The following is a 26,873-nucleotide window of genomic DNA, read 5'->3' on the forward strand; positions in this document are numbered from 1 at the left end:
TTGTTCTCAAGGGATTTCGGCGATACGGGGGTGGGCGGGCGAAAACCCGCGCACAGCGTCGACGTGACGCGCCGCGCATGCCCCGGACGGGTGAGGTCCGACCTCTACTGTCCAGTGACGATTCGGACTTCGACGACGGTCCCGTCCGCGGCCGGCCCGTCGTTCGTGTCCACGGCACGCCACTCGCCGACCCTGCCCCCGGCCGTCCACACCCGGCCCGCGTACGAGACCCGCTCGATGCGCAGCGCGGAGGAGTTGGCCACGGCCCAGTGCGCGAGCTCCCAGCCGCGCGGGCGGACGGCGGCCTCGGAGGCGTCCGGGTCGGCCGGCACGGGGATGGTGACCGTGTCGGTGGCGGCTGCGGTGACGCCGGGGGTGGGCGTGCCGGCGGACTGCTCGGAGCCGGACTCCTCGCCGCCGGACTGTCCGGCGGCGGACGCGCCCACCTCCGCCGAGGCCTCCTGGAGCACCTCCTGCCCGAAGTCCCGTACGAGCGCGGCCCGCACCGCGTCCGTACCGCCGCCCGTGGTCGTGTCCGGACGGCCCTCGCAGGTCAGCGTGGCCGCCGTACGGCCGGTCAGCGCGGCGGCGAGCAGTGCGGCGTCCGGTTCGTGTTTGGCGTACGCCTGCGGGTAGCCGCTGCGCTGCACGCGCTGTGCCGCGACGGTCAGCGGCAGCCGCTCGTAGCCGGGCACCTCGGCGAGGTGCTCGTAGAACTCGCCCGCCGCGTACGTCGGGTCCAGGATCTGCTGTTCCGTGCCCCAGCCCTGCGACGGCCGTTGCTGGAACAGGCCCAGTGAGTCCCGGTCGCCGTGTTCGATGTTGAGCAGGCCGGACTCCTGGAGCGCGGTCGCGAGCGCGATGGTCACGGCCCGCTCGGGCATCCCACGCGAGGTGCCGACCGCCGAGATCGTCGCCGCGTTGACGGCCTGCTCCGGCGTGAACTCGTACGACGCCCCGTCGTCCTCCCCCGACACCACCACGCACCGGGGCGCACCCGCGCCCCCGGTGACGTAATGCACCACGAGATAGCCCGCGAGCGCGAGCAGCACGGCGAAGGCCGCTCCACGGCGGAGGAGACGGCCACGGCGACGACGAGGAGAGGGGTACGGCTCTGGCACGGCCACAAGATACTGGAGAGTACGGCCGGTGGTTGATGGGGTTGTGGACAACGGGGGTGGACGGTGGTGTGGTTCCGGTCACGGCGGCCGCGCCGCCGGGCCGGTCCGGCGGGTGCGGGAGCGGCCCCGGTCCCGCGGCGCGTTAGGGTCGTGCGCATGGCCGACACCCCGCTTGACCTCACGCTGGACGCCGCGCGGCTGACCGCGCAGCTCGTCGACTTCCCCTCCGAGAGCGGCACCGAGAAGCCCCTCGCGGACGCGATCGAGTCCGCGCTGCGCGCCCTGCCGCACCTGACGGTCGACCGGTACGGCAACAACGTCGTCGCCCGTACGGACCTGGGCCGGCCGGAGCGCGTGATCCTCGCCGGGCACATCGACACGGTCCCGATCGCGGACAACGTGCCCTCCAGGCTCGACGAGGACGGCGTCCTGTGGGGCTGCGGAACGTGCGACATGAAGTCGGGCGTCGCGGTCCAGCTGCGCGTCGCGGCGACGGTCCCGGCACCCAACCGCGACCTCACCTTCGTCTTCTACGACAACGAGGAGGTCGCCGCCCACCTCAACGGCCTGAGGCTGATGGCCGAGGCCCACCCCGAGTGGCTGCGGGGCGACTTCGCGGTCCTCCTGGAGCCCTCCGACGGCCAGGTCGAGGGCGGCTGCCAGGGCACCCTGCGGGTCCTGCTCAGGACGAAGGGCGAGCGTGCCCACTCCGCCCGCAGCTGGATGGGCTCGAACGCGATCCACGCGGCGGCCCCGATCCTGGCCCGCCTCGCGGCGTACGAACCGCGCTACCCGGTGATCGACGGTCTGGAGTACCGCGAGGGCCTGAACGCGGTCGGTGTGTCGGGCGGAGTGGCCGGCAACGTCATCCCGGACGAATGCGTGGTGACCGTCAACTTCCGCTACGCGCCCGACCGTACGGAGGAGGAGGCGCTCGCCCACGTCCACGAGGTGTTCGCGGACTGCGAGGTGGAGGAGTTCGTGGTCGACGACCACAGCGGCGCGGCCCTGCCCGGCCTCTCCCACCCGGCGGCCGCCGCCTTCATCGAGGCCGTCGGGGGCACCCCGCAGCCCAAGTACGGCTGGACGGACGTCTCCCGCTTCAGCGCGCTCGGCATTCCGGCCGTCAACTACGGCCCCGGGAACCCGCACCTGGCCCACAAGCGTGATGAGCGGGTGGAGACGGCGAAGATTCTGGCGGGTGAGGAGCGGCTGCGGACGTGGCTGACGTCGTGAACCGGGTCGTGAACCGGGTCGTGAACCGGGGAGTGTCCCGTACGTGTCCCGGAGTGTCCCCGATGGCGGTTCATGGCGGACATGTCCGCGTCCCCCGTCCGTAACCCCCGTAGATCTACGCTGAGGTGAACGAACAGCACGGCGGAGGGAGCGGACATGGCCACGGGCAACCCCGAGGACGGCCGGAAGCCACCGGAGGAGCAGCGGCTCGGGCCGGTGCTGCGGCGGCGCGGTCAGGTGCAGGCCAGTACGACGGACCAGCGGCTGCTGGACGCGGGCGGTCCCTCCGACTGGGTCCACACGGACCCCTGGCGAGTCCTGCGCATCCAGTCGGAGTTCATCGAGGGCTTCGGCACGCTGGCCGAACTCCCGGCCGCGATCAGTGTGTTCGGCTCGGCCCGTACGCCGGTGGACTCGGCGGAGTACGACGTGGGCGTGCGCCTCGGCCGAGGCCTCGTGGAGGCCGGCTTCGCCGTGATCACCGGCGGTGGGCCCGGGGCCATGGAGGCCGCCAACAAGGGTGCCTGCGAGGCGGGCGGCACCTCCGTCGGCCTCGGCATCGAGCTGCCGTTCGAGCAGGGGCTCAACCCCTACGTCGACATCGGCCTCAACTTCCGCTACTTCTTCGTGCGCAAGATGATGTTCGTCAAGTACGCCCAGGGTTTCGTGGTCCTGCCCGGCGGCCTGGGCACGCTGGACGAACTCTTCGAGGCCCTCACCCTCGTCCAGACCCAGAAGGTCACCCGCTTCCCCATCGTCCTCTTCGGCTCCGGCTACTGGGGCGGCCTCGTCGACTGGCTCATGAACACCCTCGTGGCCCAGGGCAAGGCCTCCGAGAAGGATCTGCTCCTCTTCCACGTGACGGACGACGTGGACGAGGCGGTGGCGCTGGTGTCGAAGGAGGCGGGCCGGTAGAGAGGGGACAGGTGTCCGGCGGGGGCTACGCCAGCCCTCGCCGGGCCACCGTCGGCGGTCGATGGCCTGCGATGGCGGACACCATGTCGAGGACCTGGCGGGTCTCGGCGACCTCGTGGACGCGGTAGACCTGGGCGCCCAGCCAGGCCGAGACGGCGGTCGTCGCCAGTGTCCCCAGCACCCGTTCCTTGACGGGCTTGTCGAGGCTCTCACCCACGAAGTCCTTGTTGGACAACGACACCAGGACGGGCCACCCCGTGGCGACCATCTCGCCCAGCCGACGGGTCGCCTCCAGGCTGTGGCGGGTGTTCTTGCCGAAGTCGTGGCCGGGGTCGATCAGGACGGACTCACGGGGCACACCCAGCGACACCGCCCGCTCGGCCAGCCCCACCGTCACGCGCAGGATGTCGGCCATGACGTCGTCGTACGTGACGCGATGGGGACGGGTGCGGGGCTCGGAACCGCCCGCGTGGGTGCAGACCAGGCCGACCCCGTACCGGGCGGCGACCTCGGCGAGCCGTGGATCGACCCCGCCCCACGCGTCGTTGAGCAGATCCGCCCCCGCCTCGCACACGGCCTCGCCGACCTCGTGCCGCCAGGTGTCGACGCTGATGACGACGTCCGGGAAGCGCCGCCGTACCTCCGCGACGAAGTCCACCGTCCGCCGCGCCTCCTCCTCGGCGGTCACCTCTTCCCCCGGCCCTGCCTTGACCCCGCCGATGTCGATGATGGCGGCACCCTCGGCCACCGCCTGCTCCACGCGCGCGAGGGCGGGCTCGTCGCGGAAGGTGGCCCCCTGGTCGTAGAAGGAGTCGGGGGTCCGGTTCACGATCGCCATGATCACCGGCTCGTGCACGCCGAATTCCCGCCTGCCCAGCCTGAGCATCCCTACGACCTCTCCCAGTACCACGTCGTACTACATCCCGCTGCACAGCCCGCACAGCCCGCATGGCCGCCGAGCTGCCTCTTAGCCGCCTGTGACCTTAACTGTCAGACTCGCATGGCACGATCGGACACTGACACATTCGACATCGACACGGCCGATACGTTCGATACGTTCGACGTCGGCACTTCCGCGCCGGTGCGCACAGCGCTTCGGCCACAAAGCATGGGGACCACCGCGATGTTCACGTTCTTGTTCCTGGTCGTCGCGCTCGCCGTCGTGGTCGCCGCGGTGACGCTCGCCGTGGTGGGCGGCGGCGAGCGCGGGCCGCTGCCCGAGGCCGCGCCGGAGCGGTTGCAGGACCCCCTGCCGCCGGACCGGCCGGTGAACCGTGCGGACGTCGAGAACCTCCGCTTCCCGGTGGGCCTGCGCGGCTACCGCATGGCGGACGTGGACGACGCCCTCGGCCGCCTCGGCGCCGAGATCGCCGAGCGGGACGCCCGCATCGCCGACCTGGAGGCCGCCCTGGCCGGCGCCCGCGCGTCGACGACCGGCACGGCCTCGCCGCACCAGCCGGAGGAGGGGGACCAGCGATGAGCGGCGCCGCCCTCGCCGGTCCCGACGGCGCCCTGCGCTGCCCCTGGGCCCTGTCCACCGAGGACTACGTGGCGTACCACGACGAGGAGTGGGGCCGCCCGGTCCACGGCGACGACGCCCTCTTCGAACGCCTCTCCCTGGAGGCCTTCCAGTCCGGCCTCTCCTGGATCACGATCCTGCGCCGCCGCACCGGCTTCCGTGCCGCCTTCGACGACTTCAGGATCGCCTCGGTCGCCGCCTTCACCGACGACGACCGCACCCGCCTCCTCGCCGACACCGGCATCATCCGCAACCGCGCCAAGGTCGACGCGACGCTCGCCAACGCGCGCGTACTCGTCGAATGGGCCCCGGGGGAGCTGGATCAGCTGATCTGGTCGTACGCCCCCGACACCGCCCACCGCCCGGTCCCGAAGACCCTCGGCGACGTCCCCGCCGTCACGGACGAGTCGACGGCGCTGTCGAAGGCCCTGAAGAAGCGGGGGCTGCGCTTCGTGGGGCCCACGACGGCGTACGCCCTGATGCAGGCGTGCGGACTGGTCGACGACCATCTGGCGGACTGCGCGGCCAGGCGGCAAGACCTTTAGGGCCAGTAGGGCCCCGGGCGGTTCACCGCCCCAGATACTTCGGCTTCTCCTTGTTCACGAACGCCTGCACCGCGATTCCGTGGTCCTCGGAGGAGCCCGCCCGGGTCTGGAGCTCGTCCTCCTTGTCCAAGGTCTCCTCCAGGGAGTGGGAGAGCCCGTACGCGAGGGACTCCTTCAGCGCCGCATACGCCAGGGTCGGCCCCTCGGCCAGCGCGCGGGCGACCTTCGCGGCCTCCTCGGCCAGCTCCGCCGCCGGGACGACACGGTTCGCGATCCCCAGGTCGTACGCCTCCTGCGCGCTGACGCTCCGCGGGAAGAGCAGCAGGTCGGCGGCCCGGCCGGGGCCGATCACGCGGGGGAGGGTCCAGGAGATGCCGGAGTCGGCCGTGAGCGCGACCCCGGCGAACGACGTGTTGAAGGCGGCCGTGTCCGCGACGATCCGGTAGTCGGCCGCGAGCGCGAAGCCGAAGCCGGCACCGGCCGCGACCCCGTTCACCCCGGCGACCACGGGCTTCGCCATCCCGGTCAGCGCCCGTACGACGGGGTTGTAGTGCTCCCGGACGGTGGTCATGGTCTGCCCGGTGCCCGCCTCCCGGTCGGCGGCCAGCAGCCCGATGTGCTCCTTCAGGTCCTGCCCCACGCAGAACGCCCGGTCCCCTGCCGCCGTCAGCAGCACCGCCCGTACGGCGTTGTCCGCGGCGGCGGACTCCACGGCCTCCCGGAGGGCGACCTTGGTCTCGACGTTCAGCGCGTTCATCGCCCCGGGGCGGTTCAGAGTGATCGTCGCGAGCCCGTCGCTCACCTCGTAGAGCACGGTGTCGGCCATGGCGGTTCCCCTCCGGTGTCACGGCTGAGGCGTACCGGTCAGTACGCCCTGCGTCACAGCACAGCATGGCGGAGATCACCGGCGGTGGCGCGGGCCGTACGTGTGACCTGCATCAAAGAATCTCGATCGGTGGAACGGCGATGGATGTCCGCGAGGTGGCGCAGTATCGCAGTCACATCGCCGAATTGAGTGGTTTTGCTCGCGCGCGTTGCCCAAGCGATGCCGACTGATGTTGGTCATCGGGTCCTGAGATGCGGGATAATGGCCTGGAAGCAATGTGTTCGATGCCGGTGTCGCGTGTCTGAGTGATGACCGCGTGCCCTCCCAGGGGCCGTCGGCTTGGCGATGAGCTGGTTTCAGGAAGGGGAACGAGCATGGCGGCCATGAAGCCGCGGACGGGTGACGGCCCGCTCGAGGTGACCAAGGAGGGGCGGGGCATCGTCATGCGCGTTCCGCTCGAAGGCGGCGGTCGGCTCGTCGTCGAGCTGACCCCGGACGAGGCCGACGCGCTCGGCGACGCCCTCAAGAAGGTCGTCGGCTGACGCGCGCAGCGACCACCCACACCCTTGCAGCTGCCCCGGCACCGCGTACGTACGGTGCCGGGGCAGCTGTTTTGCGGACTCACTGCAATTGGGTCGGCGCATGAGGACCACTGCACCACCGGGTCGACGAGAGAGGGCCACCACACCACCGGGTCGGCGAGAGAGAGCCACTACACCACCGGGTCGGCGAGAGAGCCGAAGGGGCGCGCCTGTGTCGAGAGGCCGAACGCGCGCAGGCCCGACGAAGGAGGGCTGAGCACGATCGGCCTCTCGACACAGGCTCAGGCGCCCCGGAGGCGAACCGAGCCCTAAAAAAAGGGGGGCCGCTCTTCAGCGCTTGACCGCGCAAAGTAGCCCGTCGCCCACCGGAAGCAGGGACGGCACCAGCTCCTGGCTCTCGCGCACCGCACGCAGCAGCTCGCGGATGCGTATGACCTCGGTGGGCTGAGGGCCCGAGTCGACGGTGCGGCCGTTGGCGAAGACGCCCTCGAAGACGACGAGGCCGCCGGGGCGGAGCAGGCGCAACGATTCAGCGAGGTAGTCGAGGCTCTCCAGACGGTCGCCGTCGCAGAAGACGAGGTCGTAGCCGGCATCGGCGAGGCGGGGCAGGACGTCGAGGGCGCGGCCCGGGATGAAGCGGGCCCGGTTGCTGGCGAAGCCGGAGGCGCGGAAGGCCTGCCGGGCGAACTGCTGGTGCTCCGGCTCCGGGTCGACGGTGGTGAGGACCCCGTCGGGGCGCATGCCGTGCAGCAGATGGATGCCGGAGACTCCGGTTCCGGTTCCGATCTCCGCGACGGCCTTCGCGCCCACGGAGGCGGCCAGCAACCGCAGCGCGGAGCCCGTGCCGGGCGACACCGAGCGCAGCCCTGCTTCGCGGGCCCGGTCGCGGGCCCAGCGCAGCGCTTCGTCCTCGGCGACATAGGCGTCGGCGAACGCCCAGCTCGTCTGCCGGTTGCCGGTAATGACCCTCTCCTGTCCCCGTGGTTGCCTGGGCGTGACTGTATCCGTTGCCGACGGGAACCCGCAGATGGGACCGGGCGTTTAGAGAGGTGTGGATCAGGACGGGGGCAACGGATGGATCACGGCGCCGATCAAGGGCTGACGCAGCCGCCTGAGCAGTGTCAGCGCATGTCAAATTCTCGTAAAACCGCTTATCCGGAGCTAACGGGCGAGGTGGCTATGGTAGGGGCTCCACTGGACACCACCAGAGCCGATAGGGGAGGTGCGGCTGCGCCTGGGGATCGGGGAGGAGTGCTGCGGCGCTTTCTCGGATCGGCGGGCAGGCCGAAATCCGTGACTGACACCGCTGACCACATCCACGCCGCTGAGACCGCTCAGACAGCGACCTTCTCCACTGACGCGGACTCGCAGGCCTGGACTCCGCCCACCTGGGAGGAGATCGTCAGCACGCACAGCGGCCGGGTCTACCGGCTGGCGTACCGCCTGACCGGGAACCAGCACGACGCCGAGGACCTCACGCAGGAGGTCTTCGTCCGCGTCTTCCGCTCCCTGTCGACGTACACGCCCGGCACCTTCGAGGGCTGGCTGCACCGCATCACCACCAACCTCTTCCTGGACATGGTCCGCCGCAAGCAGCGCATCCGCTTCGACGCCCTCGGCGACGACGCGGCCGAGCGCCTGCCCAGCCGCGAGCCCTCCCCTCAGCAGGTCTTCAACGACGCGCACTTCGACGCGGACGTCCAGCAGGCCCTCGACACCCTCGCCCCCGAGTTCCGTGCCGCCGTGGTGCTGTGTGACATCGAGGGACTGTCGTACGAGGAGATCGCCGCGACCCTGGGCGTCAAGCTCGGCACGGTCCGTTCCCGGATCCACCGTGGCCGCTCCCAGCTCCGCAAGGCCCTCGCCCACCGGTCGCCGGAGGCCCGTGCCGAGCGCCGAGGGTTCGCGGTGCCCCGCGTGCCCGCACTGGGAGGAGGGGGCGCGACCGCGTGAGTGAATCACGGCCCAATCCCGCCGAGCGGCGCGTTGCCGAACAGCACCTCGGGGACCGACTTTCCGCCCTGGTGGACGGAGAGCTCGGTCATGAGACGCGCGAGCGCGTCCTGGCCCACCTCGCCACCTGTGCGAAGTGCAAGGCCGAGGTCGACGCCCAGCGGCAGTTGAAGAGCGTATTCGCGGAGGCGGCACCGCCGCCGCCCTCCGAGAGTTTCCTGGCCCGTCTCCAGATGCTCCCCGGCGGGGGTGACTCCGACGCCGGTGGCTCGCCCCTGGGCGGGGGAGGCTTCGCCGGCGGACTTCCGGGTACGGGCGGGGGGCTACCGGGTCCGGACAGGGAACTTCCCGGCACAGCCGGAGGATCACGGTTCTTCGGAGGCTCCGGGGCCTTCGGACCGAGAGCAAGGCCCTTCGGATACGTACCGTCGGGACCGCACGCCGACGTTCTGTCTCCGTCGGAGGACCGCACGCTGTCCGGGGGCAGTGGCCTGCCGGGTGGACGCGGACTGTTCGGGGAGAGAGGGTTCGCGTCGGGTGAGCGGGGTTTTCTGGGCGGACGGGGGTTTCTCGGGGGCCGTGGGCTGACCGGCGACGGCCCTGAGGCGACCGGAGAGCATGAGTTCCACGAGCCCACGGCTACAGCCACGGGTTCGGCTTCGGGCTCGGCTTCGGGTTCGGGTGAGCGCGGGCTCGTCGGGGGTGCCGGTCACGCGGCGGCGCGTGGCTTCCGGATCCATGACGTCAGCCGTCACGAGGCCGAGCGTTCGGCCTCGCGGGGGCTGCGGTTCGCCTTCGTGGCGGCCGGGGCGGTGTCGCTGGCCGCGATCGCGCTCGGCGGGATGTCGACCGGAGTGCCGGGTGACACCACGGACGCTCGGGGCGGTTCGGGTTCCGGGAGCAATGTGACCCCGGTGAGGACAACGGGTGCGGGCGCCTCGACGGGGCCCGAGTCGCAGCGCCGCCGGGGAGCGGTGGGACCGCTGCTCGGACAGGGGCGGTCGACGACGGCCGACGGCCCCATGGCGTCGGCCGAGGTCTCCGCACCCCTGCTGCCCGGAGTCCCCGCTCCGGCCGGCCAGGGCCGCGCGGCCACGCACCCTCACCCGCTGACCGCGCCCGTGATGGCCGGTGCCGCCGCGATGTCTCCGCTCATACGCCCGCTTGAGGCGGCCCCGCCCGTCGAGCTGGCCTCCTGGCCGACGACACCGGCGCTCCTGGCTCCGGACCTGCTGCCGGCCCTTCCCGCCGCCACCACGTCCCCGTCTCCCACCTCCCGTACCGTGCCCTGAACCCCGTCCGACCCCCGTCCTCTGCGCGGCGGCCCGTGAACCTGGTTGAATCCATGGTGGGCCGCGTCCGCCGGGGGGACCCTGGATGCGGAGTCGACAAATCTGCGGTGACCGCCGGCGAGTCCTGCGCGGGCCAGGTGTGGGGAGAACATGAACGAGGGGAAGGCCACGAAGGCGAAGTGGTGGAGCCGGCCCCGAGCGCAGGGCGCGGGGGCCGACGCCGTGGGAGCCGATACGACGCCGGATCACATGCCGGGCGCGGGCGGGACCGCGGGTGCCGCCGGGGGGAGCCCAACCGAGGGGGACAGCGTGTCCACGGCCACTGCTGCGTCTGGGGATGGTCCGGGCGGCGGTGACGGCGTGCCCACGGCCTCTGCTGTGGCTGGGGTTGGCGTGGGCGGTGGTGATGACGTGCGCAGGGCCTCTGCTGCGGCCGGGGTTGATCCGGGCGGCGGTGACGGCGTGCCCACGGCCACCGCTGCGGCCGGGGCCGGTCCGGGCGGCGGTGACTTCGAGCTGGGCAGCCCCGGGGCAGGGCCCGGCCGCGCAGGCGACGACCACGGCGACTTCGAGCTGGAGCGACCTGTCGGTGCCGCCGCGTCGGGCGCCGACGGGGACTTCGAGCTGGAGCGGCCTGCCGTTGCGTTCGCGCAGGGCGAGACCCATACGGAGGCCGACGCCAACGGTGACTTCCACCTCGGCGGTCCCGCCGTCGGCACGGCGGCCAGGGCCGCTGATGGGCCCGCGGTCGGCCTCGCGGCTGAACATGAGGGTGGACCTTCGGCCGAGCGTGAGGGCGGACCTTCGGCCGAGCGCGATCTGTCCGCCGACGTCACCGGGGCTGTGCCTGTCGATGTTCCCGGAGCTGTCCCTGCCGCCGAGCACGGAAACGCGCCCGCCGACGCACCCGGAAGCGAGCCTGCCCGTGTGCGCGGAGACGGGCCCGGCGGTGCGGGCAGCACCACGCCCGCCGCCGCTCCCACGGACCCGCCCGCAGAGCGTCCCGCCCCCCTCCATGCCCCGGACCCCTACAGCACCCCGCCCTACGGCGAGCCCGGCCCCTGGGCGCCCGCGCCGCCGGTTCAGCACCCGGCGACACCGACACCGACAACTCCGGCGCACGGTACGGCGGTTCCGGCGGTGCCCCAGGGCCATGACGGGGCCGCTCCCCCGGAGGCGACGGCGCCGCACGGGACGGCCGCCCCGGCCATGAACCAGCAGCCGTACGCCGCCCCGGGCAACACCATGCCCACCCCAGGCGCCCCCTACCCGCAACCAGCCCCGGCCCAGCACCAGCCTCAGGGCCTTCCCCAGCCTCAGGGCCTTCCCCAGCCTCAGGGCCTTCCCCAGAACCCGCCCCGAGACCCCTGGCAGAACTACGACCCATGGGCCACCGCCCCCCTCCAGCAGAACGGCGCCGCAGTACTCAGCACGGACCAGCGCCGTAAGCGGGGCAGGAAGACGCTCGTCCTGGGCGCCGTGCTGCTGGCGCTGGTCTCCGGAGGCGTCGGCGGAGCCGTGGGCGCGTACCTGGAGCGGAACGGCGGGGTCGGGACCATCGAGCTGCCGCAGGCGCAGAGCGGGGCCAAGGGACGGGCCCCCGACAGCGTCGCCGGGATCGCCGCCAGCGCACTGCCCAGCGTCGTCACGCTGCATGTGAGCGGGGCGGAAGCCCAGGGCACCGGCACCGGCTTCGTGCTCGACGGCCGGGGCCACATCCTGACGAACAACCACGTCGTCGAGCCCGCCGGCGAGGACGGCCAGATATCGGTGACGTTCAGCGGCGGGGAGACCGCCAAGGCCGAGGTCATCGGGCGGGACAGCGGCTACGACCTCGCCGTGGTCAAGGTCAGTGGCGTGCGCGGACTCAAGCCACTCCCGCTCGGCAACTCCGACGACGTCCAGGTCGGCGACCCGGTCGTCGCGATCGGCGCGCCCTTCGACCTCGCCAACACCGTCACCGCCGGCATCATCAGCGCCAAGGAGCGGCCCATCACGGCAGGCGGCGAGAACGGCGACCGGAGCGACATCTCGTACGTCGACGCGCTGCAGACCGATGCGCCCATCAACCCCGGCAACTCCGGCGGCCCCCTCGTCGACGCCAACGCCCGCGTCATCGGCATCAACAGCGCCATCCGGTCAGCAGGCAGCGGCTCGGACCTGGACGGCGGACAGGCCGGTTCCATAGGGCTCGGCTTCGCCATCCCCATCAACCAGGGCAAGCGCGTCGCCGAAGAGCTGATCAACACCGGGAAGGCGACCCACCCGGTCATCGGCGTCACCCTCGACATGGCCTACTCGGGCGACGGCGCCCGCGTCGGCACCGAGGGCAACGACGGCGGACCCGCGGTCAACGAGGGCGGCCCCAGCGACCGGGCAGGCATCCGGGAGGGCGACGTCATCACCGAGGTCAACGGCCAGCGCATCCACTCCGGGGAGGAACTCATCGTCAAGATCCGTGCCCACCGCCCCGGCGACCGGCTGGAGCTCACCCTCCAGCGCGACGGCGGCGAGCAGACGGTCACCCTGACCCTCGGCTCGTCGGACGGTGACTGACAGAAAGTTCACAGGACAGACCTCCGCACCCCTCCGGCCAGGCACGCACGGCAAAGACCGGCCGTACACATGGACTACGGGGCCGCGAGACAGTACCGGACAGACAGCTACGCCGGGTACCGTGGACCCGGCCCGGACCACGGAAGACCTGCCGAGGGCCGAGGACTGAGGACATCGCAAGGAGCATCAGGTGTTCAATGACATAGGACCGCTTGAGCTGGCGACGCTCATCGTCCTCGCTGTGCTTATTTTCGGCCCGGACAAGCTCCCCAAAGTGATCCAGGACGTCACGCGCACCATCCGCAGGATCCGCGATTTCTCGGAGAGCGCCAAGCAGGACATCCGGCAGGAACTGGGCCCGGAGTTCAAGGACTTCGAGTTCGAGGACCTCAACCCCAAGACGTTCATCCGCAAGCAGCTGGACAACGACGAACTGGGGCTCAAGGAGATCCGCAACGGCTTCGACCTGAAGAAGGAGATGGCCGAGGTCACGGACGCGGTCAACAGCCGCGAGACCGAGTCCTCGTCGTCCTCGTCGTCGGCGGCGGCCTTGGCGTCCTCGTCCGGTTCCTCCTCTTCGGGATCGTCCGCCGCCGGCGGCACGGTGGACATGACCAAGAAGCGGCTCGACACCGACGACCGCCCGCCCTTCGACGCGGACGCCACCTGAGCCGTACGCCGGTGCAGGGCGCGCGCCTTCGGGGGTGTGCACCGCTGTGCTTCAGCGCGTCGCACGTGACGCGAGTCATACCCGTACGACCCGTACATGCCTCCGTACGGCCTGAACCCTCCCATGCGCCGTCCCACGCGCCGGGCGCTTTCCCTGATGCTCGGAGCGCTGTGGCTATGCTGCCCAGTTGTTGTGCGGACCGCTTGCAGAGTGAGCGAGGACGCCCGAGGGGGGCGGGCCGCTCCGGTCCGACGAGAGCGAGGAGGCGTCCGGGCAGATGGAGACGACGAGTCGGGTAGGCGCGCAGGCGCCGGCCGCGGAGGGCGGACAGCAGGTCCCCTCCGCCCGGCGTACGGTCGACGGTTACCTGCTGGCGCCCTTCCCGTGGTACGGCCTTGACGAGGCGTTCACGGGCCCGCGCTGGCTGATGCAGGTCGGTACCGCGGCCGACGGTGCCGTGGAGCACGGATCGATCGGACACGGTGACGAGCCGTCCGTACGGAACGAAGGGACCGGTGGGCCCGAGGCCAGGGAGCGCTTCGCGATCGTGGTGACCGTCGCGGCCAACCCCGTGCGGCGCAGCGCGGACGGCACGGGGGTCCTGGAGGCCACCTCGGTGTCCTCCGCGGCCTGGCTCGCGGGTGTGGGGCTGCTGTCCTTCACCTGGCCCGGCCAGATGGACCACACCCTGCGGGACGACTGGCTGGACCAGCAGACCGAGACGGCGTGGGCCCTTGCGGACGACCTGGCCGGTCCCGCCTGGTCCACCCTCTCCCTCCCCGTGGACGGCGTCCCCACGCCCTTCCACTACCGCGAGTCCGAGTTCGGCTGGGTCCTCGCGGGGTCGACGCAGGAAGGGGTGCACGTGGGGGCGTACGGCAGAGGCATGAGCGCGTACGGTCTGGGCTTCGCCATGATCAAGGACATCGGGGCGTACGCCTAGTCGGGCAGCGCGGTAGCCGGGCAATCAGCGTTAGCCAGGCAATCAGGGGTACGACGATGGGGGCGCCGTCTCGGCAGACGGCGCCCCCATCGTCGTAAGAACTCTCAGAACTCCAAGGACACTCAGAACCCTCAGAACTTGTTCCTCGGCGTGATCCCCAGCGACATGCCCGACAGGCCCCGCTGCCGTCCTCCCAGCTTCCCGGCGATCGCCCGGAGGGCGGAGCCCGCGGCGGAGTCCGGGTCGGTCAGGACGACCGGCTTGCCCTCGTCGCTGCCCTCGCGGAGGCGGACGTCGATCGGGATACTGCCGAGGACCGGGACCGTCGTGCCCGTCGTCCTGGTGAGGCCGTCGGCGACCGACTGGCCGCCGCCCGTGCCGAAGACGTCGACCATCTCGCCGCAGTGGGGGCAGGGGAGGCCGGACATGTTCTCGACCACACCGACGATCTTCTGGTGGGTCTGAACCGCGATGGAACCCGCCCGCTCGGCGACCTCGGCCGCGGCCTGCTGGGGGGTCGTGACGACGAGGATCTCGGCGTTCGGGACCAGCTGGGCGACGGAGATCGCGATGTCGCCGGTGCCGGGCGGCAGGTCCAGCAGGAGCACGTCCAGGTCGCCCCAGAAGACGTCCGCCAGGAACTGCTGGAGGGCGCGGTGGAGCATCGGGCCGCGCCAGACGACCGGGGTGTTGCCGGGCGTGAACATGCCGATGGAGATGACCTTCACGCCGTTCGCGGACGGCGGCATGATCATGTTCTCGACCTGGGTGGGGAGGCCCTCGGCGCCCAGCATGCGCGGCACGGAGTGGCCGTAGATGTCCGCGTCCACGACGCCGACCTTCAGGCCGTCCGCCGCCATCGCCGCCGCCAGGTTGACGGTCACCGAGGACTTGCCGACGCCGCCCTTGCCGGAGGCCACCGCGTACACGCGCGTGAGCGAACCCGGCTTGGCGAACGGAACCTCCCGCTCCGCCTGGCCGCCGCGCAGCGCGGACGCCAGCTCGCGGCGCTGCTCGTCGCTCATGACGTCGAGCTCGACGTCGACGCGCGTGACGCCCTCGACGCCCGAGACCGCCTCCGTCACGCGCTGTGTGATCGTGTCACGCATCGGGCAGCCGGAAACCGTCAGGTACACGGCGACCGCGACCGCTCCGTCCGCACCGATCTCCACTGATTTGACCATCCCCAGTTCGGTGATGGGTCGCTGGATCTCGGGGTCGTTCACCGTCGCCAGTGCTTCACGCACCGCGTCTTCCGTAGCCATGGGAACGATGGTACGGCGACGGGCAGGGGCCCCGGTAAGTCCCGTCACCGGTCGTCTTTGTCACGCGCGTGAGGGCGCTCCGCCGGGAATACGGCGCGAGGGTGGCCGTCCTGCTCCGCCAGCTCCCTGACCAGGTCCTGGAGTTCGGAGCGGATCCAGTCCCGGGTCGCCACCTCGCCGAGCCCGATCCGCAGGGCGGCGATCTCCCGGGTCAGATACTCCGTGTCCGCGATCGACCGCTCGTTCTGCTTGCGGTCCTGTTCGAGATTGATCCGGTCGCGGTCGTCCTGCCGGTTCTGCGCGAGGAGGATCAGCGGGGCCGCGTACGAGGCCTGGAGCGACAGCATCAGGGTCAGGAAGATGAACGGGAACTGGTCGAAGCGCAGCTCGCGGGGCGCGGCGATGTTCCACAGCAGCCAGACGACGATGACGACCGTCATCCAGACGATGAACCGCCCGGTGCCGATGAAGCGGGCGATCCGCTCCGACATCCGGCCGAAGGCCTCCGGGTCCCACTCGGGCAGGAACCTGCGGCGGGGCGGCAGCGGCTGGTCGAGGCGGGTGCGGGGCCGGCTGGTGGCCGTGGCCCCCGCGGGCATGCGGTCCCGTTCGCGTTCCCGGAGGATCTCGCGCTCAGGAGCCACGGCTCACCTCCTCGCCCTCGTCCAGGTGGAACTCCGTCTCCCGCCAGTCCTCGGGCAGCATGTGGTCCAGTACGTCGTCCACGGTCACTACGCCCAGCAGCGAGCCGCTCTCGTCGACGACGGGCGCCGCGACCATGTCGTACGCAGCGAAGAACCCGGCGACGACGGGCAGCGCCGCCTCCGGGGCGAGCGGCTGGAGGTCGTCGTCGAGGATCGAGCTGACCAGGCTGTACGGCGGGTCGCGCAGCAGCCGCTGGAAGTGGACCGTGCCGAGGTACTTGCCGGTCGGGGTCTCGTCCGGCGGCCGGCACACATACACCTGGGCGGCGAGCGCGGGGGAGAGGTCGGGTTCGCGGACCCGGGCGAGCGCGTCGGCCACGGTCGCGTCCGGACGCAGCACGATCGGCTCGGTGGTCATCAGCCCGCCGGCGGTCTTCTCCTCGTACGCCATGAGCCGCCGTACGTCGGCCGCCTCGTCCGGCTGCATCAGCGTCAGCAGCCGCTCCTTGTCGTCCTCGGGCAGCTCGGCGAGCAGGTCGGCCGCGTCGTCGGGGTCCATGGCCTCCAGGACGTCGGCCGCGCGCTCCTCCTTGAGCTTGCCGAGGATCTCGATCTGGTCGTCCTCGGGGAGCTCCTCCAGGACGTCGGCGAGGCGGTCGTCGTCGAGGGCGGCGGCGACCTCGGCGCGGCGCTTGGCGGACAGGTGGTGCAGCACGTTGGCGAGGTCGGCGGGGCGGAGCTGCTCGAAGGTGGCCAGCAGGCTCTCGGCGCCCTGCCCGTGCTCCTCCAGCGAGAACCCGGTCACGGCCGACCACTCGACGGTCAGGGTCTCCCCTTTGCTGCGCCGGAAGGTCCCGCCCACCCGTCTCCCGCCACCACCCTTCCAAGGAAGGGCTACGCGCCTTTCTGATTCCTTCCGTACGAACACCCGGTCGATCTCCCAGTCACGGCGGGCCGGGAGGTGCTGCACCGAGACGTCCAGCACCGTCACCTCCTCGCCGGTCTCGACGAGCGTGACGCGCCGGTCGAGCAGCTCACCGAGGACGAGCCGCTCGGTGGGCCGCTGTTCGAAGCGGCGGACGTTCAGCACGCCCGTGGTGATGACCTGGCCGGACTCGATGCCGGTGACGCGGGTCATGGGCAGGAAGATCCGGCGCCGGGTGGACAGCTCGACGACGAGGCCCAGCAGACGGGGCGGCTTGCGGCCCACGCGGAGCATGGCGACGAGGTCACGGACGCGGCCGACCTGGTCGCCGTTGGGGTCGAAGACGGCGATGCCGGCCAGGTGCGAGACGAAGATCCGGGGCACGCCTGCCGCCATGAGCCGCCCCTTTCCGTTCGTGCGAGCCGCGTTCGAGTCGGGGTGAGTGGGGGTGAGTCGTACGCGTGGTCGTATTCGTACCAGTCGTACGAGGGCGTACGGGACTGTCCTTAGAGGTGGGCTTCAGGCTAGCCCGTACCGATCGGATATGCCCTGGTGAGCGGTGCGGACGGACTGCCTCCGAGGGGTGCCCGCGGCCCCGGTACGCTGCCTTTGCTCGTTGGACCGCCGCATGAGAGGTGCCCCACCTGTGACTGTCATTGCCCGTTCCCGAAGGGCCGCGATGGCGAGCGCGTTCTGCACTCTGGTCGCCACCGGAGCGGGGCTCACGGGGTGCAGTCAGGACCCCGACGCGGGCACGAACGGGGTCGGCAAGCTCCCGGTGGCGAAGATCCAGAGCAGGACCAAGGCGGCGGCTGCCGCGGCGGACACCGTACGGCTGTCCGGGGCCGTGGTGAGCAACGGCCGCACGTACAAGCTGGACATGCGGCTCGCCGAGGACGGCGGCACGGGTTCGGTGACCTCGCAGGGGGCCACCTTCCGGCTGCTGCGGGTCGGCGACCACCTCTTCCTCAAGGCCGACGCCGAGTTCTGGGGCCACGAGGACGACCACGACGACAAGAAGGACGGGAAGAAGACCGAGGCGGCCGCCGCCGACAAGCTCGACGGCATGTACGTGAAGGTCCCGATCGGTGACCCTGCCTACAAGCGCTTCAGCGGCTTCACCGACAAGGACGTCCTCCTCGACGGCCTCCTGACCCTCCATGGCGAACTCTCCACCGACGGCCACCACGAACAGTCCGGCGTCCGCACCATCCGCATCACCGGCGACAACGGCTCCGGAGGCACTCTCGACGTCTCCCTGGAGGGCACCCCGTACCCCGTCCGCCTCGTCCGCGCCGGTGACGCGGGCACCATCAGCCTGTCCGACTGGGGCAAGAGGTTCACGCTGGAGGAACCGGCGGAGAAGGAGGTCGTGGATTACGGGAAGCAGTTGCCAGCGTCGTAGGAGGGGTGAGGGCAGCCCCGTAAGGGGCGCGGGGCTGTGACATATGCGGCTCCGCCGCGTGGGCGCGACCAGCCACAACGTATCCGCAGCCGCCTGCGACGCTGAGAGCCTGTGTCATATCCCCGGCCGGGCGCCCGCCGTCTGGCACGCACTCCCCCACTGCCTTAAGGACGTGGGGGGACCCCCAGCCGCGTTGCCGGAAGGTCCTCGTAGCGGAGCTACTAGGACCTTCCGGCGCCTTGCGATCGCACGCTCCCCCACTCTCGGCTGCGCTCGAGCGGGGGGACCCCCATGACGGCGTGCGCTGATCCGGCCGGGGATATGACACAGGCTCTGACGCTCAACGGCGCTTCCGCTTCTTCTTCAAGAGCAGCTTGGGCAGGGCCGCCGGAACAGCCCGCCGAGTAGTAGCCGGAGTGGGCAACGGTGCCGCGGCCAGCGAACCCTCCGGCAGCTCCTCCGTCGTGCCCGTGGGCTCAAGCCGCAGCACCCGGCACTCCCGAGCCCACCGTCCGGGCATCCGCTCCCCGTCGGGGGCGTTCAGCCGCTTGCCCTTGAGCTCCGCGACAGCCGCCTCCCACTCGGGCGACCCGGAAGCCAGCTCCACCACCTTGGCGGCCCACGACACCAACCGCCCGCCCTTGTCCTTGCTGCGCACGGTGACAACCGCACCGGCACCGTCGACAAGCCCCGGCAGCGGCTGCTCACCGGGCCCGTCGCCGACCAGGCAGGCCGCCCCCTCGTGCCAGACATGCCACAGGGCACGGGTCGGCGTCTCCTGACCGGAGGAACCGGAGGCGGCGCTCCGTACCCAGATGAGTCCGGACTTCTTCGTGGCCTCCTCGACGAGGGCCTGGTCCATCAATTGGTGCGCCGCGGAGCGGCTCGTTGAGGGGTGGCGGTCGGGCGAGGGGCTGGCCGGGTCGGCGGTCATGGCAGCAAGCGTAACGATCCCCGCCCCCGGGCAGACGTGCCCCGTTCAAAGCGATCCGTTCAAAGCCCCGCTTGAAGCCAACTGCTCAAAGCCACCCGTTCCGCTTGAGCGTCCGGTGGATGCCGAGGCAGATCGCCACCGTGACGCCGAGCACCAGCGGGTAGCCGAACTTCCACTGGAGCTCCGGCATGTACTTGAAGTTCATGCCGTACACACCGCACACCATCGTCGGTACGGCGACGATCGCGGCCCAGGACGTGATCTTCCGCATGTCCTCGTTCTGCGCGACGGACGCCTGCGCCAGGTTGGCCTGGAGGATCGAGTTGAGGAGTTCGTCGAAGCCCAGGACCTGTTCCTGGACCCGGGCCAGGTGGTCGGCCACGTCACGGAAGTACTTCTGGATGTCCGGGTCGACCAGCCGCATCGGCCGCTCGCTCAGCAACTGCAGCGGACGGACGAGCGGCGAGACGGCGCGCTTGAACTCCAGGACCTCGCGCTTGAGCTGGTAGATACGGCCCGCGTCCGTACCCCGGGGCGTGCCCTTCCGCCCCGGCGAGAATACCTCGGTCTCCACCTCGTCGATGTCGTCCTGTACGGCGTCCGCGACGGCGATGTATCCGTCGACGACGTGGTCGGCGATGGCGTGCAGCACGGCCGAGGGGCCCTTGGCGAGCAGCTCCGGGTCGTCCTGCAGCCGGTGCCGCAGCCCGCGCAGCGAGCCCTGACCGCCGTGCCGCACAGTGATGAAGAAGTCCCGTCCGGTGAAGCACATGACCTCACCGCTCTCCACCACCTCACTGGTGGAGGTCAGTTCGTCGTGTTCGACGTAGTGGATGGTCTTGAAGACCGTGAACAGGGTGCCGTCGTACCGCTCCAGCTTCGGCCGCTGGTGCGCGTGCACGGCGTCCTCCACGGCCAGCGGGTGCAGCCCGAACTCGGCCGCGATACCCGCGAATTCGGCCTCGGACGGCTCGTGCAGCCCGATCCACACGAATCCGCCGTCCCGGCGCACCTGGTCGATCGCCTCGCTCGGCGTCAGGTTCCGCTCGCTGGCGACGCGCGCGCCGTCGCGGTAGACGGCGCAGTCCACGACGGCCGAAGTCGTCCCGGCCGTCAGGGAGTTGTCGTACACGGCGTCGTACGTGCCGCGGCCCTTGCGCAGCGAGACACGCAGCGAGGGACGGGCGGGACGGACCGCGGCACGCAGGTCACGGATCATCGACATGGCTGGCTCCTTCGCAACGAAAGGCCGCCGGGCGACGGTTGAAACTACCCGGAATGGGGACGTCCTGAGCATGGGGTCTCCCCACCCTCCTTAAAAGCAGGGGAAGGATGTTTGGCACGTCCACAAAGCGGGGAGCACCGCACCGTCGCGGTGGCAGCTTCGCTTGATTCAGATCAAAACTCAGATCAAGGCGGATCAGGCGGAACGAAGTGCTCTTCCGGCTCTTCCGTTGTGCACCGTGCGACAGACGACGTGACGCGAGTGCGGGAAGGCGGCAGCCGACGGAACGACGGCCACAGTGCTGACAGCTGGAGTGTTCAGAGGCCGGAAGAGCGGGTAGTACTGCACGGTCGACTTCGATCCATCGCAGTCCCACCTCCTCCGGCCGGTCCCCCGTGAGGGACGATCCATTCCCCAGGGTCCCTGTACGGGATCCCCTGCAGGGGAGTCTCATGCGTTGCCAGGGCTTGAGAGCAACGCTTCTGCGTGCTGCCCTGACCGGCGGCCAAGACTATCAGCCGACTGAAGTGTCAAGGCGCCGCTTTGCCCTTTGCTGACGAGTTCTATGCTCGGCCCATGGCTGATGTTCTTCCCTTGGTGGAGGCCCGTTTGCGCAGCGCGCTGGGCGAACCGGACGCGCGCGCCGCGGTCACTTTCCTCGGCACGGACCGCATCGAGGTGCTCCGTTTCACCGAGGGCGAGGCCTCCGGAGGGATCGTCCGCTACGCCACCCTCGGCATGTCCGCCCAGCCCATGGCCGACCCCACCGCGGTGCTCGCCGACCCCGTGAAGGGCCCGCGCGCCGAGCTCGTCCTGTCGGTACGGCGTGGGGCCGCCGACACCGACAAGGTGCTCCGCCCGCTCGCCGTGCTCGCCGCGTCCCCGCAGGTCGAGGGCGTGATCGTGGCCCCCGGCGCCTCCCTCGACGTGGGCGAGCCGCTGTGGCCGGGCGCCCCCTTCACCTCCGTACTCGTCGCCGAGTCCGGCGGCCTGGTGGAGGACCTGGAGCTCGACGCGCCCGCCGACCCCGTACGGTTCCTGCCCGTCCTCCCGATGACGCCGAACGAGGCCGCCTGGAAGCGCGTGCACGGCGCCCAGGCCCTCCAGGAGCGCTGGCTCACGAACGGAACGGACCTGCGCGACCCGTCCCGCGCGTCCGTCTCGCTGGAGTGAGTCCTTCCAGGGTGAGCAAGCTCACCAACCCCTGACCGGAAAGGGTTAGTTGGCCAAGGCGGCGAGGGCAGCCTCCATGGTCCAACCGAGAAGACACCTAAGTTCAATCGCCTAATTAATGCAATATGCATCTAATGTCACCGCGTGACCGAGCCCCTCCGGACGGGTGATCGTCCTTGACGCGAGGAAGGACGGGGAGGACCGTTGGGCCCTATGAGGGGCGAACCCAGTTGCCCGAAGTGTGGTGGCCGGGTCAGGGCTCCCGGCCTCTTTGCCGACTCCTGGCAGTGCGATGTGCACGGCACCGTGTATCCGCTGCAGCCCGTGATCCCGCCCAGCGTCGAGGCCCTCAGCGTGGTGGTCCACCGTGCCCAGGTCCCGGTGTGGATGCCGTGGCCGCTGCCCGTCGGCTGGCTGTTCACCGGTGCGGCCTTCGCGGGCGACGACCGCAGCGGCGGCCGTGCGACCGCCGTGGCGTGCTCCGGTCCGGGGCCGCTCGGCGGGGTGGGCGAGCTGGTGCTCATCGCCGAGGAACTCGGCGTCGGTCTCGGAGCGCGGTACGCGGGCATCGACGGGCCCGATCCGGGGCCGTACCTGAGCGTCGAGAAGCCGCCGCAGGCCAAGGTCCTGGCCGCCGGCCGGCCCACTCCGCTCTGGCATGTCGCCGGGGCCCCGATCGACCGCGCCGTCTTCGCCGGTGAGGCACGAGGGCTGTGGCTCTGGGCGATCGTCTGGCCCGAGCAGTCGGGATTGCTGATGTACGACGAGCTGGTGCTGACGGATCTGCGGGAGGCGGGGGCCGAGATGGACCTGTTGCCTTGCGGGGCGCTGTCGCCGCGGATCCTGGAGCCGTAGCGCTCCGCTGGGGCGGGTGGTTCGAGGTGGAGGCCGGCTGGGACCGGTGGGCCGGCGCGGGCTGTGCGTGGCTGCGCGCGTTGTGTATGGCTGGTCGCGCCCACTCGGCGGAGCCGCACACGTCAGCCCCCCGTGACAGGGGAGCTCTGGGCGGCCGTTATCCTTAAGCGTCCCTCAGTCCCCGTCACCGCCTGGAGTCCGTGTCGTGCGAATCGATCTGCACTGCCACTCCACGGCTTCGGACGGTACGGACACCCCGGCCGAGCTGGTGCGGAACGCTGCCGCCGCCGGGCTGGACGTCGTCGCGCTGACGGACCATGACACGACGCGCGGGTACACCGAGGCGATCGCCGCGGTGCCGGAGGGGCTGACGCTGGTCACCGGCGCCGAGCTCTCCTGCCGTATCGACGGGGTCAGCATGCACATGCTGGCGTACCTGTTCGACCCCGAGGAGCCCGATCTGCTCGCCGAGCGCGAGCTGGTGCGGGACGACCGCGTGCCGCGGGCGCGGGGCATGATCGCCAAGCTGAACGAGCTGGGCGTGCCCGTGACGTGGGAGCAGGTCAAGCGGATCGCCGGTGACGGTTCGGTCGGGCGGCCCCACGTGGCCACCGCCCTCGTCGAACTCGGTGTCGTACCGACCGTCGGCGACGCCTTCACCCAGGACTGGCTGGCCGACGGCGGCCGGGCCTTTGTCGACAAGCACGAGACCGACCCCTTCGAGGCACTCCGGCTGATCAAGGGCGCGGGCGGGGTCGCCGTCTTCGCGCACCCGGGCGCGTCGAAGCGGGGCAAGACGGTGCCGGAGTCCGCGATCGCCGAGCTGGCCGCCGCCGGGCTCGACGGCATCGAGGTCGACCACATGGACCACGACCCGGCCACCCGGGCGCAGCTGCGGGGCCTCGCCGGGGATCTGGGGCTGCTCGCCACGGGGTCCTCGGACTACCACGGCAGCCGCAAGACCTGCGTCCTCGGGGAGTACCTGACCGACCCCGAGGTGTACGGCGAGATCACGCGGCGCGCCACCGGGGCGTTCCCCGTTCCGGGAACGGGCGGGAACCAGGGCGCGTAGCCCCGGCTCACCCGGGGTCTTCTTCCAGGTCTTTCAGCCCTTCGCGCCCGTCATGCTCTTCATCGCGGCACCCGGCTGCTGTTCACGGCCGTAGAACGCGCAGAGATGCGTAGAAACGCGCAGGAATGCGTAGAACGGCATGTGGCGCGGTCGGGGGGCGCCCCTCTTCTTTCTCCTCCCTCTCCCGCAAGGCACCCCTGTGTTCGACGTCGCAGTCTTCGGCTCCCTCTTCCTCACCCTCTTCGTGATCATGGACCCTCCGGGGATCACCCCGATCTTCCTCGGGCTCACCGCCGGCCGTCCGGCCAGGACGCAGAAGCGGATGGCGTTCCAGGCCGTCTGTGTGGCGGGCGGGGTGATCACGGTGTTCGGGCTGCTCGGGCACCAGATCCTGAACTACCTGCATGTGTCCGTGCCCGCGCTGATGATCGCGGGCGGGCTGCTCCTGCTGCTCATCGCGCTCGATCTGCTGACCGGCAAGACGGACGAGCCGAAGCAGACCAAGGACGTGAACGTCGCCCTCGTACCCCTGGGCATGCCGCTGCTCGCGGGCCCGGGTGCGATCGTGTCGGTGATCCTCGCGGTCCAGAAGGCGGACGGCGTGGCGACCCAGGTGGCCGTGTGGGCCGCGATCCTGGCGATCCATGTCGTGCTGTGGCTGACGATGCGGTACTCGTTGCTGATCATCCGCGTCATCAAGGACGGTGGCGTGGTGCTGGTGACGCGGCTCGCGGGCATGATGCTCTCCGCGATCGCCGTGCAGCAGATCATCAACGGCGTCACGCAGGTGATCCAGGGCGGCTGATGCCCGGCGGGACGCGGGAAACAGCGGAGCCCCGCTGCGGCGTCAATGCCGTACCGGGGCTCCGAAGTCGGTGGGGGAAGTCGGCGCGTTACGAGGCGGACGTGTCGGCCGGGCGGATCCAGAGGCGCTGTCCGATGTCGGCGGCCTGCTGAACGATCCGGTTGACGGAGGCGGCGTCCACAACAGTGCTGTCCACGGGCGTACCGTCGACATCGTCGAGTCGCATGATTTCGAAGCGCACAGGCTTCTCCCTTCGTCTGGTCATCCTCCTGACTTCTCAGAAGGACTACTGACCGAGTCAACGGGATGCTTGTTACAAACATTCCCTACGCTAAGGAAAATTTTCGAGAAGCTAATTACTCTCCGGTGAGTGATGGCTTGGGCGTGCCGGGGAGGAGACTCAGGAGACTGATTGGGACCGGTTGTGTTCGCAGCGTGACCGCCGGGACAATGGATGCATATGAACGACGACCTCGCGGTGCTCAGTGCCCGCATCGACCGTACGAACGAGCTGCTTCAGCGCATGCTCGCCGAGGTGGCGAAGACGCCCTCGACGCATGCGATCTTCGTCGACGCCGGATATCTGTACGCGGCCGTGGGGCGGCTCGCCGCCGGGACGGAGGACCGGCGGTCCTTCGACCTCGACGCGGAGGGGCTGATCGACGCGCTGATCGACAAGGCGCGCACGATCTTCGCGGACAGCAGGTTGCTGCGGGTCTACTGGTACGACGGGGCGCGGCGCCGCATCCACACGGCCGAGCAGCAGTCGATCGCGGAACTGCCGGACGTGAAGGTACGGCTGGGCAACCTGAACGCCAACAATCAGCAGAAGGGCGTCGATTCACTGATCCGGACAGATCTGGAGTCGCTGGCCCGGCATCGCGCGATCAGCGACGCGGCGCTCATCGGCGGTGACGAGGACCTGGTCTCGGCCGTCGAGGCGGCCCAGGGGTACGGCGCCCGGGTCCACCTCTGGGGCATCGAGGCGCCCGAGGGCCGCAACCAGGCCGAGCCGCTGCTCTGGGAGGTCGACAGCCAGCGGACCTTCGACCTCGACTTCTTCAAGCCGTACGTGTCACGGCGTACCTCCCCTGTCTACGACGCGACCGCCGCCGGCCGGCCCACCCGCGAGGACGTCCGCTTCGTGGGTGCCCAGATCGCGGCGAAGTGGCTGGCGTCGCGAGGCCGGGATGCGCTGGGCGAGCTGCTGCCCGGCCATCCCTACCTCCCCGGGTCCGTGGACCAGGATCTGCTCGTGGAGGCGGAGGGGCTGCTCCAGTACTCCCTGCGGGGGCAGGCGGAGCTGAGACGGGCGCTGCGGGACGGTTTTTGGGAGCACTTGCAGGCGCAGTACTGACGTACTGAAGTACTGAGCTGAGCCCGGATTCTCGGCTCGGTGCTCAGGCTTGGGTGTGCTGGTCCCAGAACTCGATGATGGCGCGGGCCGTTGCCTCCGGGTGGTCCGTGTTGGGGGAGTGTTCGGCTGCCGGGACGATCGTCCGGTGCGCGTTCAGGCGTGTGGCCATCTCGTCGAGGAGGGGGATCGGCCAGGTGTCGTCGCGTTCGCCCGACAGTACGTGGACGGGGAGCGGGACGGCGGCCAGTTCGGTGACCCGGTCGGGCTCCACGCAGAGCTGACGGCCCGTCGCGAGCAGTTGGGCCGGGCTGTTGCTGAGCCAGCGGCGGCGCAGGTCGGGGAGGTCGTCGAGGCCCTCGTCGAGTCGGCCCGCGTCTGTCTCCTCCGGGGGTTCCATGGCCTGCATCGCCTCCCACACCTGCGCCAGGTCCATCACGGCGAGGGCGTCGTGCAGCAGCTTCACGCGCTGCTGCTGGGAGGCGGAGATCTGGGCCGGCCCCGAGGAGATCAGCGTCAGCGAGGCGAAGGGGGCCGGGTCCAGCAGGATCGAGGCCCGGGCGATCTGGCCGCCCAGGGAGTGGCCGACGAGGTGCACGGGGGTGTCCCCGACGGCCTGAGTCTGGGCCAGCACGTCCCGGGCCAACTCGGCCTGGGCGTACGGAGCCTGGTCGTCCTTGGGGCCCGGGCTCTCGAACTGGCCCCTCCCGTCCACGGCGACCGTCCGGTACCCGGCCTCCGCGAACGGTTCCTGCAGCGCGATGTAGTCCTCCTTGCTTCCCGTGAACCCGGGCAGCAGCAGCGCGGTGCCCTTCACGGCGGTGCCCGCCTCGATGACGGCGAACTCCCCACGGGGGGTGCGCAGTCGGTGAGCGCGGGCGCCGGGGGGCGGGGTGAAGGTAGGAGGACGGCTCATGCTGGGAGGGTAATCCAACAGTGAGGCAATTTCCTTCGGGGCGCTGAGAGATGCTGGATCCGGCCTGGCCGTAACCCTATGGACCGCCTGTCGTTTTACCTGATAGCCGACGCGTGCTTGAAATGCGCGCAGTCCCCGCCACTGGCACTGCGGTTTTCCTGCGGTGACCGGTTCAGCGTCCG

The 26,873-nt window shown here is 70.7% G+C and carries 28 protein-coding genes; 17 read left to right on the forward strand and 11 right to left on the reverse strand.

Features of this window, described 5'->3' with window-relative positions:
• Positions 1-104 precede the first annotated feature (104 nt).
• The gene (locus tag ACWD3C_RS13530) at positions 105-1,121 is read right to left on the reverse strand and encodes a heavy metal transporter (protein WP_451143315.1); all 1,017 of its coding nucleotides are present in this window, start codon (positions 1,119-1,121) and stop codon (positions 105-107) included.
• A 156-nt stretch (positions 1,122-1,277) separates the two neighbouring features.
• On the opposite strand from ACWD3C_RS13530, the gene dapE reads away from it, so the two are divergent.
• A complete protein-coding gene (gene dapE / locus ACWD3C_RS13535; protein ID WP_451143317.1) occupies positions 1,278-2,357 on the forward strand; it encodes a succinyl-diaminopimelate desuccinylase in 1,080 nt (359 codons plus the stop codon).
• A 156-nt stretch (positions 2,358-2,513) separates the two neighbouring features.
• A complete protein-coding gene (locus ACWD3C_RS13540) occupies positions 2,514-3,272 on the forward strand; it encodes an LOG family protein (RefSeq protein ID WP_451143319.1) in 759 nt (252 codons plus the stop codon).
• A 25-nt stretch (positions 3,273-3,297) separates the two neighbouring features.
• Here ACWD3C_RS13540 and folP read toward each other — a convergent pair whose 3' ends face one another.
• On the reverse strand, positions 3,298-4,158 hold the full coding sequence (gene folP / locus ACWD3C_RS13545; protein ID WP_451143321.1) for a dihydropteroate synthase: 861 nt from the start codon (positions 4,156-4,158) through the stop codon (positions 3,298-3,300).
• A 237-nt stretch (positions 4,159-4,395) separates the two neighbouring features.
• Here folP and ACWD3C_RS13550 point away from each other — a divergent pair, with 237 nt between their 5' ends.
• Both ACWD3C_RS13550 and ACWD3C_RS13555 read left to right on the forward strand, forming a co-directional pair.
• The gene (locus ACWD3C_RS13550) at positions 4,396-4,752 is read left to right on the forward strand and encodes a DivIVA domain-containing protein (protein ID WP_451143323.1); all 357 of its coding nucleotides are present in this window, start codon (positions 4,396-4,398) and stop codon (positions 4,750-4,752) included.
• Positions 4,749-5,336, forward strand: a complete 588-nt coding sequence (locus ACWD3C_RS13555; protein ID WP_451143325.1) for a DNA-3-methyladenine glycosylase I — start codon at positions 4,749-4,751, stop codon at positions 5,334-5,336. The genes ACWD3C_RS13550 and ACWD3C_RS13555 overlap by 4 nt, the downstream gene beginning before the upstream one ends.
• A gap of 22 nt (positions 5,337-5,358) precedes the next feature.
• On the opposite strand, the gene chcB is transcribed toward ACWD3C_RS13555, so the two are convergent.
• Positions 5,359-6,162, reverse strand: coding sequence for a 2-cyclohexenylcarbonyl CoA isomerase (gene chcB / locus ACWD3C_RS13560; protein WP_451143327.1), 804 nt, complete (start codon positions 6,160-6,162; stop codon positions 5,359-5,361).
• Positions 6,163-6,227: 65 nt separating this feature from the next.
• On the opposite strand from chcB, the gene ACWD3C_RS13565 reads away from it, so the two are divergent.
• Both ACWD3C_RS13565 and ACWD3C_RS13570 read left to right on the forward strand, forming a co-directional pair.
• A complete protein-coding gene (locus ACWD3C_RS13565) occupies positions 6,228-6,392 on the forward strand; it encodes a hypothetical protein (RefSeq protein ID WP_451143329.1) in 165 nt (54 codons plus the stop codon).
• 144 nt (positions 6,393-6,536) lie between these two features.
• Positions 6,537-6,704, forward strand: coding sequence for a DUF3117 domain-containing protein (locus tag ACWD3C_RS13570; protein ID WP_003966491.1), 168 nt, complete (start codon positions 6,537-6,539; stop codon positions 6,702-6,704).
• Between the two features lie 330 nt (positions 6,705-7,034).
• On the opposite strand, the gene ACWD3C_RS13575 is transcribed toward ACWD3C_RS13570, so the two are convergent.
• A complete protein-coding gene (locus tag ACWD3C_RS13575) occupies positions 7,035-7,733 on the reverse strand; it encodes an O-methyltransferase (RefSeq protein WP_451143480.1) in 699 nt (232 codons plus the stop codon).
• Positions 7,734-7,955: 222 nt separating this feature from the next.
• Here ACWD3C_RS13575 and sigE point away from each other — a divergent pair, with 222 nt between their 5' ends.
• The 5 genes from sigE to ACWD3C_RS13600 all read left to right on the forward strand — a co-directional run bounded on the left by sigE (position 7,956) and on the right by ACWD3C_RS13600 (position 14,118).
• Entirely contained in the window at positions 7,956-8,657 is a 702-nt protein-coding gene (gene sigE / locus ACWD3C_RS13580; protein WP_451143331.1) for an RNA polymerase sigma factor SigE, read from the forward strand.
• Entirely contained in the window at positions 8,654-9,949 is a 1,296-nt protein-coding gene (locus ACWD3C_RS13585; protein ID WP_451143333.1) for an anti-sigma factor family protein, read from the forward strand. The genes sigE and ACWD3C_RS13585 overlap by 4 nt, the downstream gene beginning before the upstream one ends.
• A 462-nt stretch (positions 9,950-10,411) precedes the next feature.
• A complete protein-coding gene (locus tag ACWD3C_RS13590; protein ID WP_451143335.1) occupies positions 10,412-12,505 on the forward strand; it encodes a trypsin-like peptidase domain-containing protein in 2,094 nt (697 codons plus the stop codon).
• Positions 12,506-12,695: 190 nt separating this feature from the next.
• Positions 12,696-13,175 (forward strand): sec-independent translocase, encoded by a 480-nt coding sequence (locus tag ACWD3C_RS13595; protein WP_451143337.1) that lies wholly within the window; start codon positions 12,696-12,698, stop codon positions 13,173-13,175.
• A gap of 277 nt (positions 13,176-13,452) precedes the next feature.
• Positions 13,453-14,118 (forward strand): hypothetical protein, encoded by a 666-nt coding sequence (locus ACWD3C_RS13600; protein ID WP_451143339.1) that lies wholly within the window; start codon positions 13,453-13,455, stop codon positions 14,116-14,118.
• 131 nt (positions 14,119-14,249) lie between these two features.
• Here ACWD3C_RS13600 and ACWD3C_RS13605 read toward each other — a convergent pair whose 3' ends face one another.
• Genes ACWD3C_RS13605 through ACWD3C_RS13615 form a run of 3 tightly spaced genes read right to left on the reverse strand, consistent with a single transcriptional unit; the run spans position 14,250 to position 17,348 of the window.
• The gene (locus tag ACWD3C_RS13605; RefSeq protein ID WP_451143341.1) at positions 14,250-15,383 is read right to left on the reverse strand and encodes an Mrp/NBP35 family ATP-binding protein; all 1,134 of its coding nucleotides are present in this window, start codon (positions 15,381-15,383) and stop codon (positions 14,250-14,252) included.
• Between the two features lie 44 nt (positions 15,384-15,427).
• Positions 15,428-16,027 carry a DUF1003 domain-containing protein gene (locus ACWD3C_RS13610; RefSeq protein ID WP_451143342.1) on the reverse strand — a complete coding sequence of 200 codons (600 nt, stop codon included), beginning with the start codon at positions 16,025-16,027 and terminating at the stop codon, positions 15,428-15,430.
• Positions 16,017-17,348 carry a magnesium transporter MgtE N-terminal domain-containing protein gene (locus ACWD3C_RS13615; RefSeq protein ID WP_451143344.1) on the reverse strand — a complete coding sequence of 444 codons (1,332 nt, stop codon included), beginning with the start codon at positions 17,346-17,348 and terminating at the stop codon, positions 16,017-16,019. Before ACWD3C_RS13615 ends, ACWD3C_RS13610 begins: the two co-directional genes overlap by 11 nt.
• Before the next feature lie 250 nt (positions 17,349-17,598).
• On the opposite strand from ACWD3C_RS13615, the gene ACWD3C_RS13620 reads away from it, so the two are divergent.
• On the forward strand, positions 17,599-18,357 hold the full coding sequence (locus ACWD3C_RS13620; RefSeq protein ID WP_451143346.1) for a hypothetical protein: 759 nt from the start codon (positions 17,599-17,601) through the stop codon (positions 18,355-18,357).
• A 340-nt stretch (positions 18,358-18,697) separates the two neighbouring features.
• Here ACWD3C_RS13620 and ACWD3C_RS13625 read toward each other — a convergent pair whose 3' ends face one another.
• Positions 18,698-19,219, reverse strand: coding sequence for a hypothetical protein (locus ACWD3C_RS13625; protein WP_451143482.1), 522 nt, complete (start codon positions 19,217-19,219; stop codon positions 18,698-18,700).
• A gap of 157 nt (positions 19,220-19,376) precedes the next feature.
• Positions 19,377-20,516 (reverse strand): magnesium and cobalt transport protein CorA, encoded by a 1,140-nt coding sequence (locus ACWD3C_RS13630; RefSeq protein WP_451143348.1) that lies wholly within the window; start codon positions 20,514-20,516, stop codon positions 19,377-19,379.
• 576 nt (positions 20,517-21,092) lie between these two features.
• Between ACWD3C_RS13630 and ACWD3C_RS13635 the strand changes: the two genes are divergently transcribed.
• From ACWD3C_RS13635 to ACWD3C_RS13650, 4 genes are all read left to right on the forward strand, one after another.
• Positions 21,093-21,689, forward strand: coding sequence for a suppressor of fused domain protein (locus tag ACWD3C_RS13635; protein WP_451143350.1), 597 nt, complete (start codon positions 21,093-21,095; stop codon positions 21,687-21,689).
• Between the two features lie 213 nt (positions 21,690-21,902).
• Positions 21,903-22,544: a DUF6758 family protein gene (locus ACWD3C_RS13640; RefSeq protein ID WP_451143352.1), complete on the forward strand. Its 642-nt coding sequence runs from the start codon at positions 21,903-21,905 to the stop codon at positions 22,542-22,544.
• Between the two features lie 205 nt (positions 22,545-22,749).
• Positions 22,750-23,616, forward strand: a complete 867-nt coding sequence (locus ACWD3C_RS13645; protein ID WP_451143354.1) for a PHP domain-containing protein — start codon at positions 22,750-22,752, stop codon at positions 23,614-23,616.
• Positions 23,617-23,815: 199 nt separating this feature from the next.
• Positions 23,816-24,421, forward strand: coding sequence for a MarC family protein (locus ACWD3C_RS13650; RefSeq protein ID WP_451143356.1), 606 nt, complete (start codon positions 23,816-23,818; stop codon positions 24,419-24,421).
• An 88-nt stretch (positions 24,422-24,509) separates the two neighbouring features.
• Here ACWD3C_RS13650 and ACWD3C_RS13655 read toward each other — a convergent pair whose 3' ends face one another.
• Positions 24,510-24,686, reverse strand: a complete 177-nt coding sequence (locus ACWD3C_RS13655; protein ID WP_451143488.1) for a hypothetical protein — start codon at positions 24,684-24,686, stop codon at positions 24,510-24,512.
• A gap of 195 nt (positions 24,687-24,881) precedes the next feature.
• On the opposite strand from ACWD3C_RS13655, the gene ACWD3C_RS13660 reads away from it, so the two are divergent.
• Entirely contained in the window at positions 24,882-25,778 is an 897-nt protein-coding gene (locus tag ACWD3C_RS13660) for an NYN domain-containing protein (RefSeq protein WP_451143358.1), read from the forward strand.
• Between the two features lie 43 nt (positions 25,779-25,821).
• Here ACWD3C_RS13660 and ACWD3C_RS13665 read toward each other — a convergent pair whose 3' ends face one another.
• The gene (locus ACWD3C_RS13665; RefSeq protein WP_451143360.1) at positions 25,822-26,691 is read right to left on the reverse strand and encodes an alpha/beta fold hydrolase; all 870 of its coding nucleotides are present in this window, start codon (positions 26,689-26,691) and stop codon (positions 25,822-25,824) included.
• Positions 26,692-26,873: the final 182 nt, after the last annotated feature.

The organism is Streptomyces sp. NPDC002845, assembly GCF_053591955.1.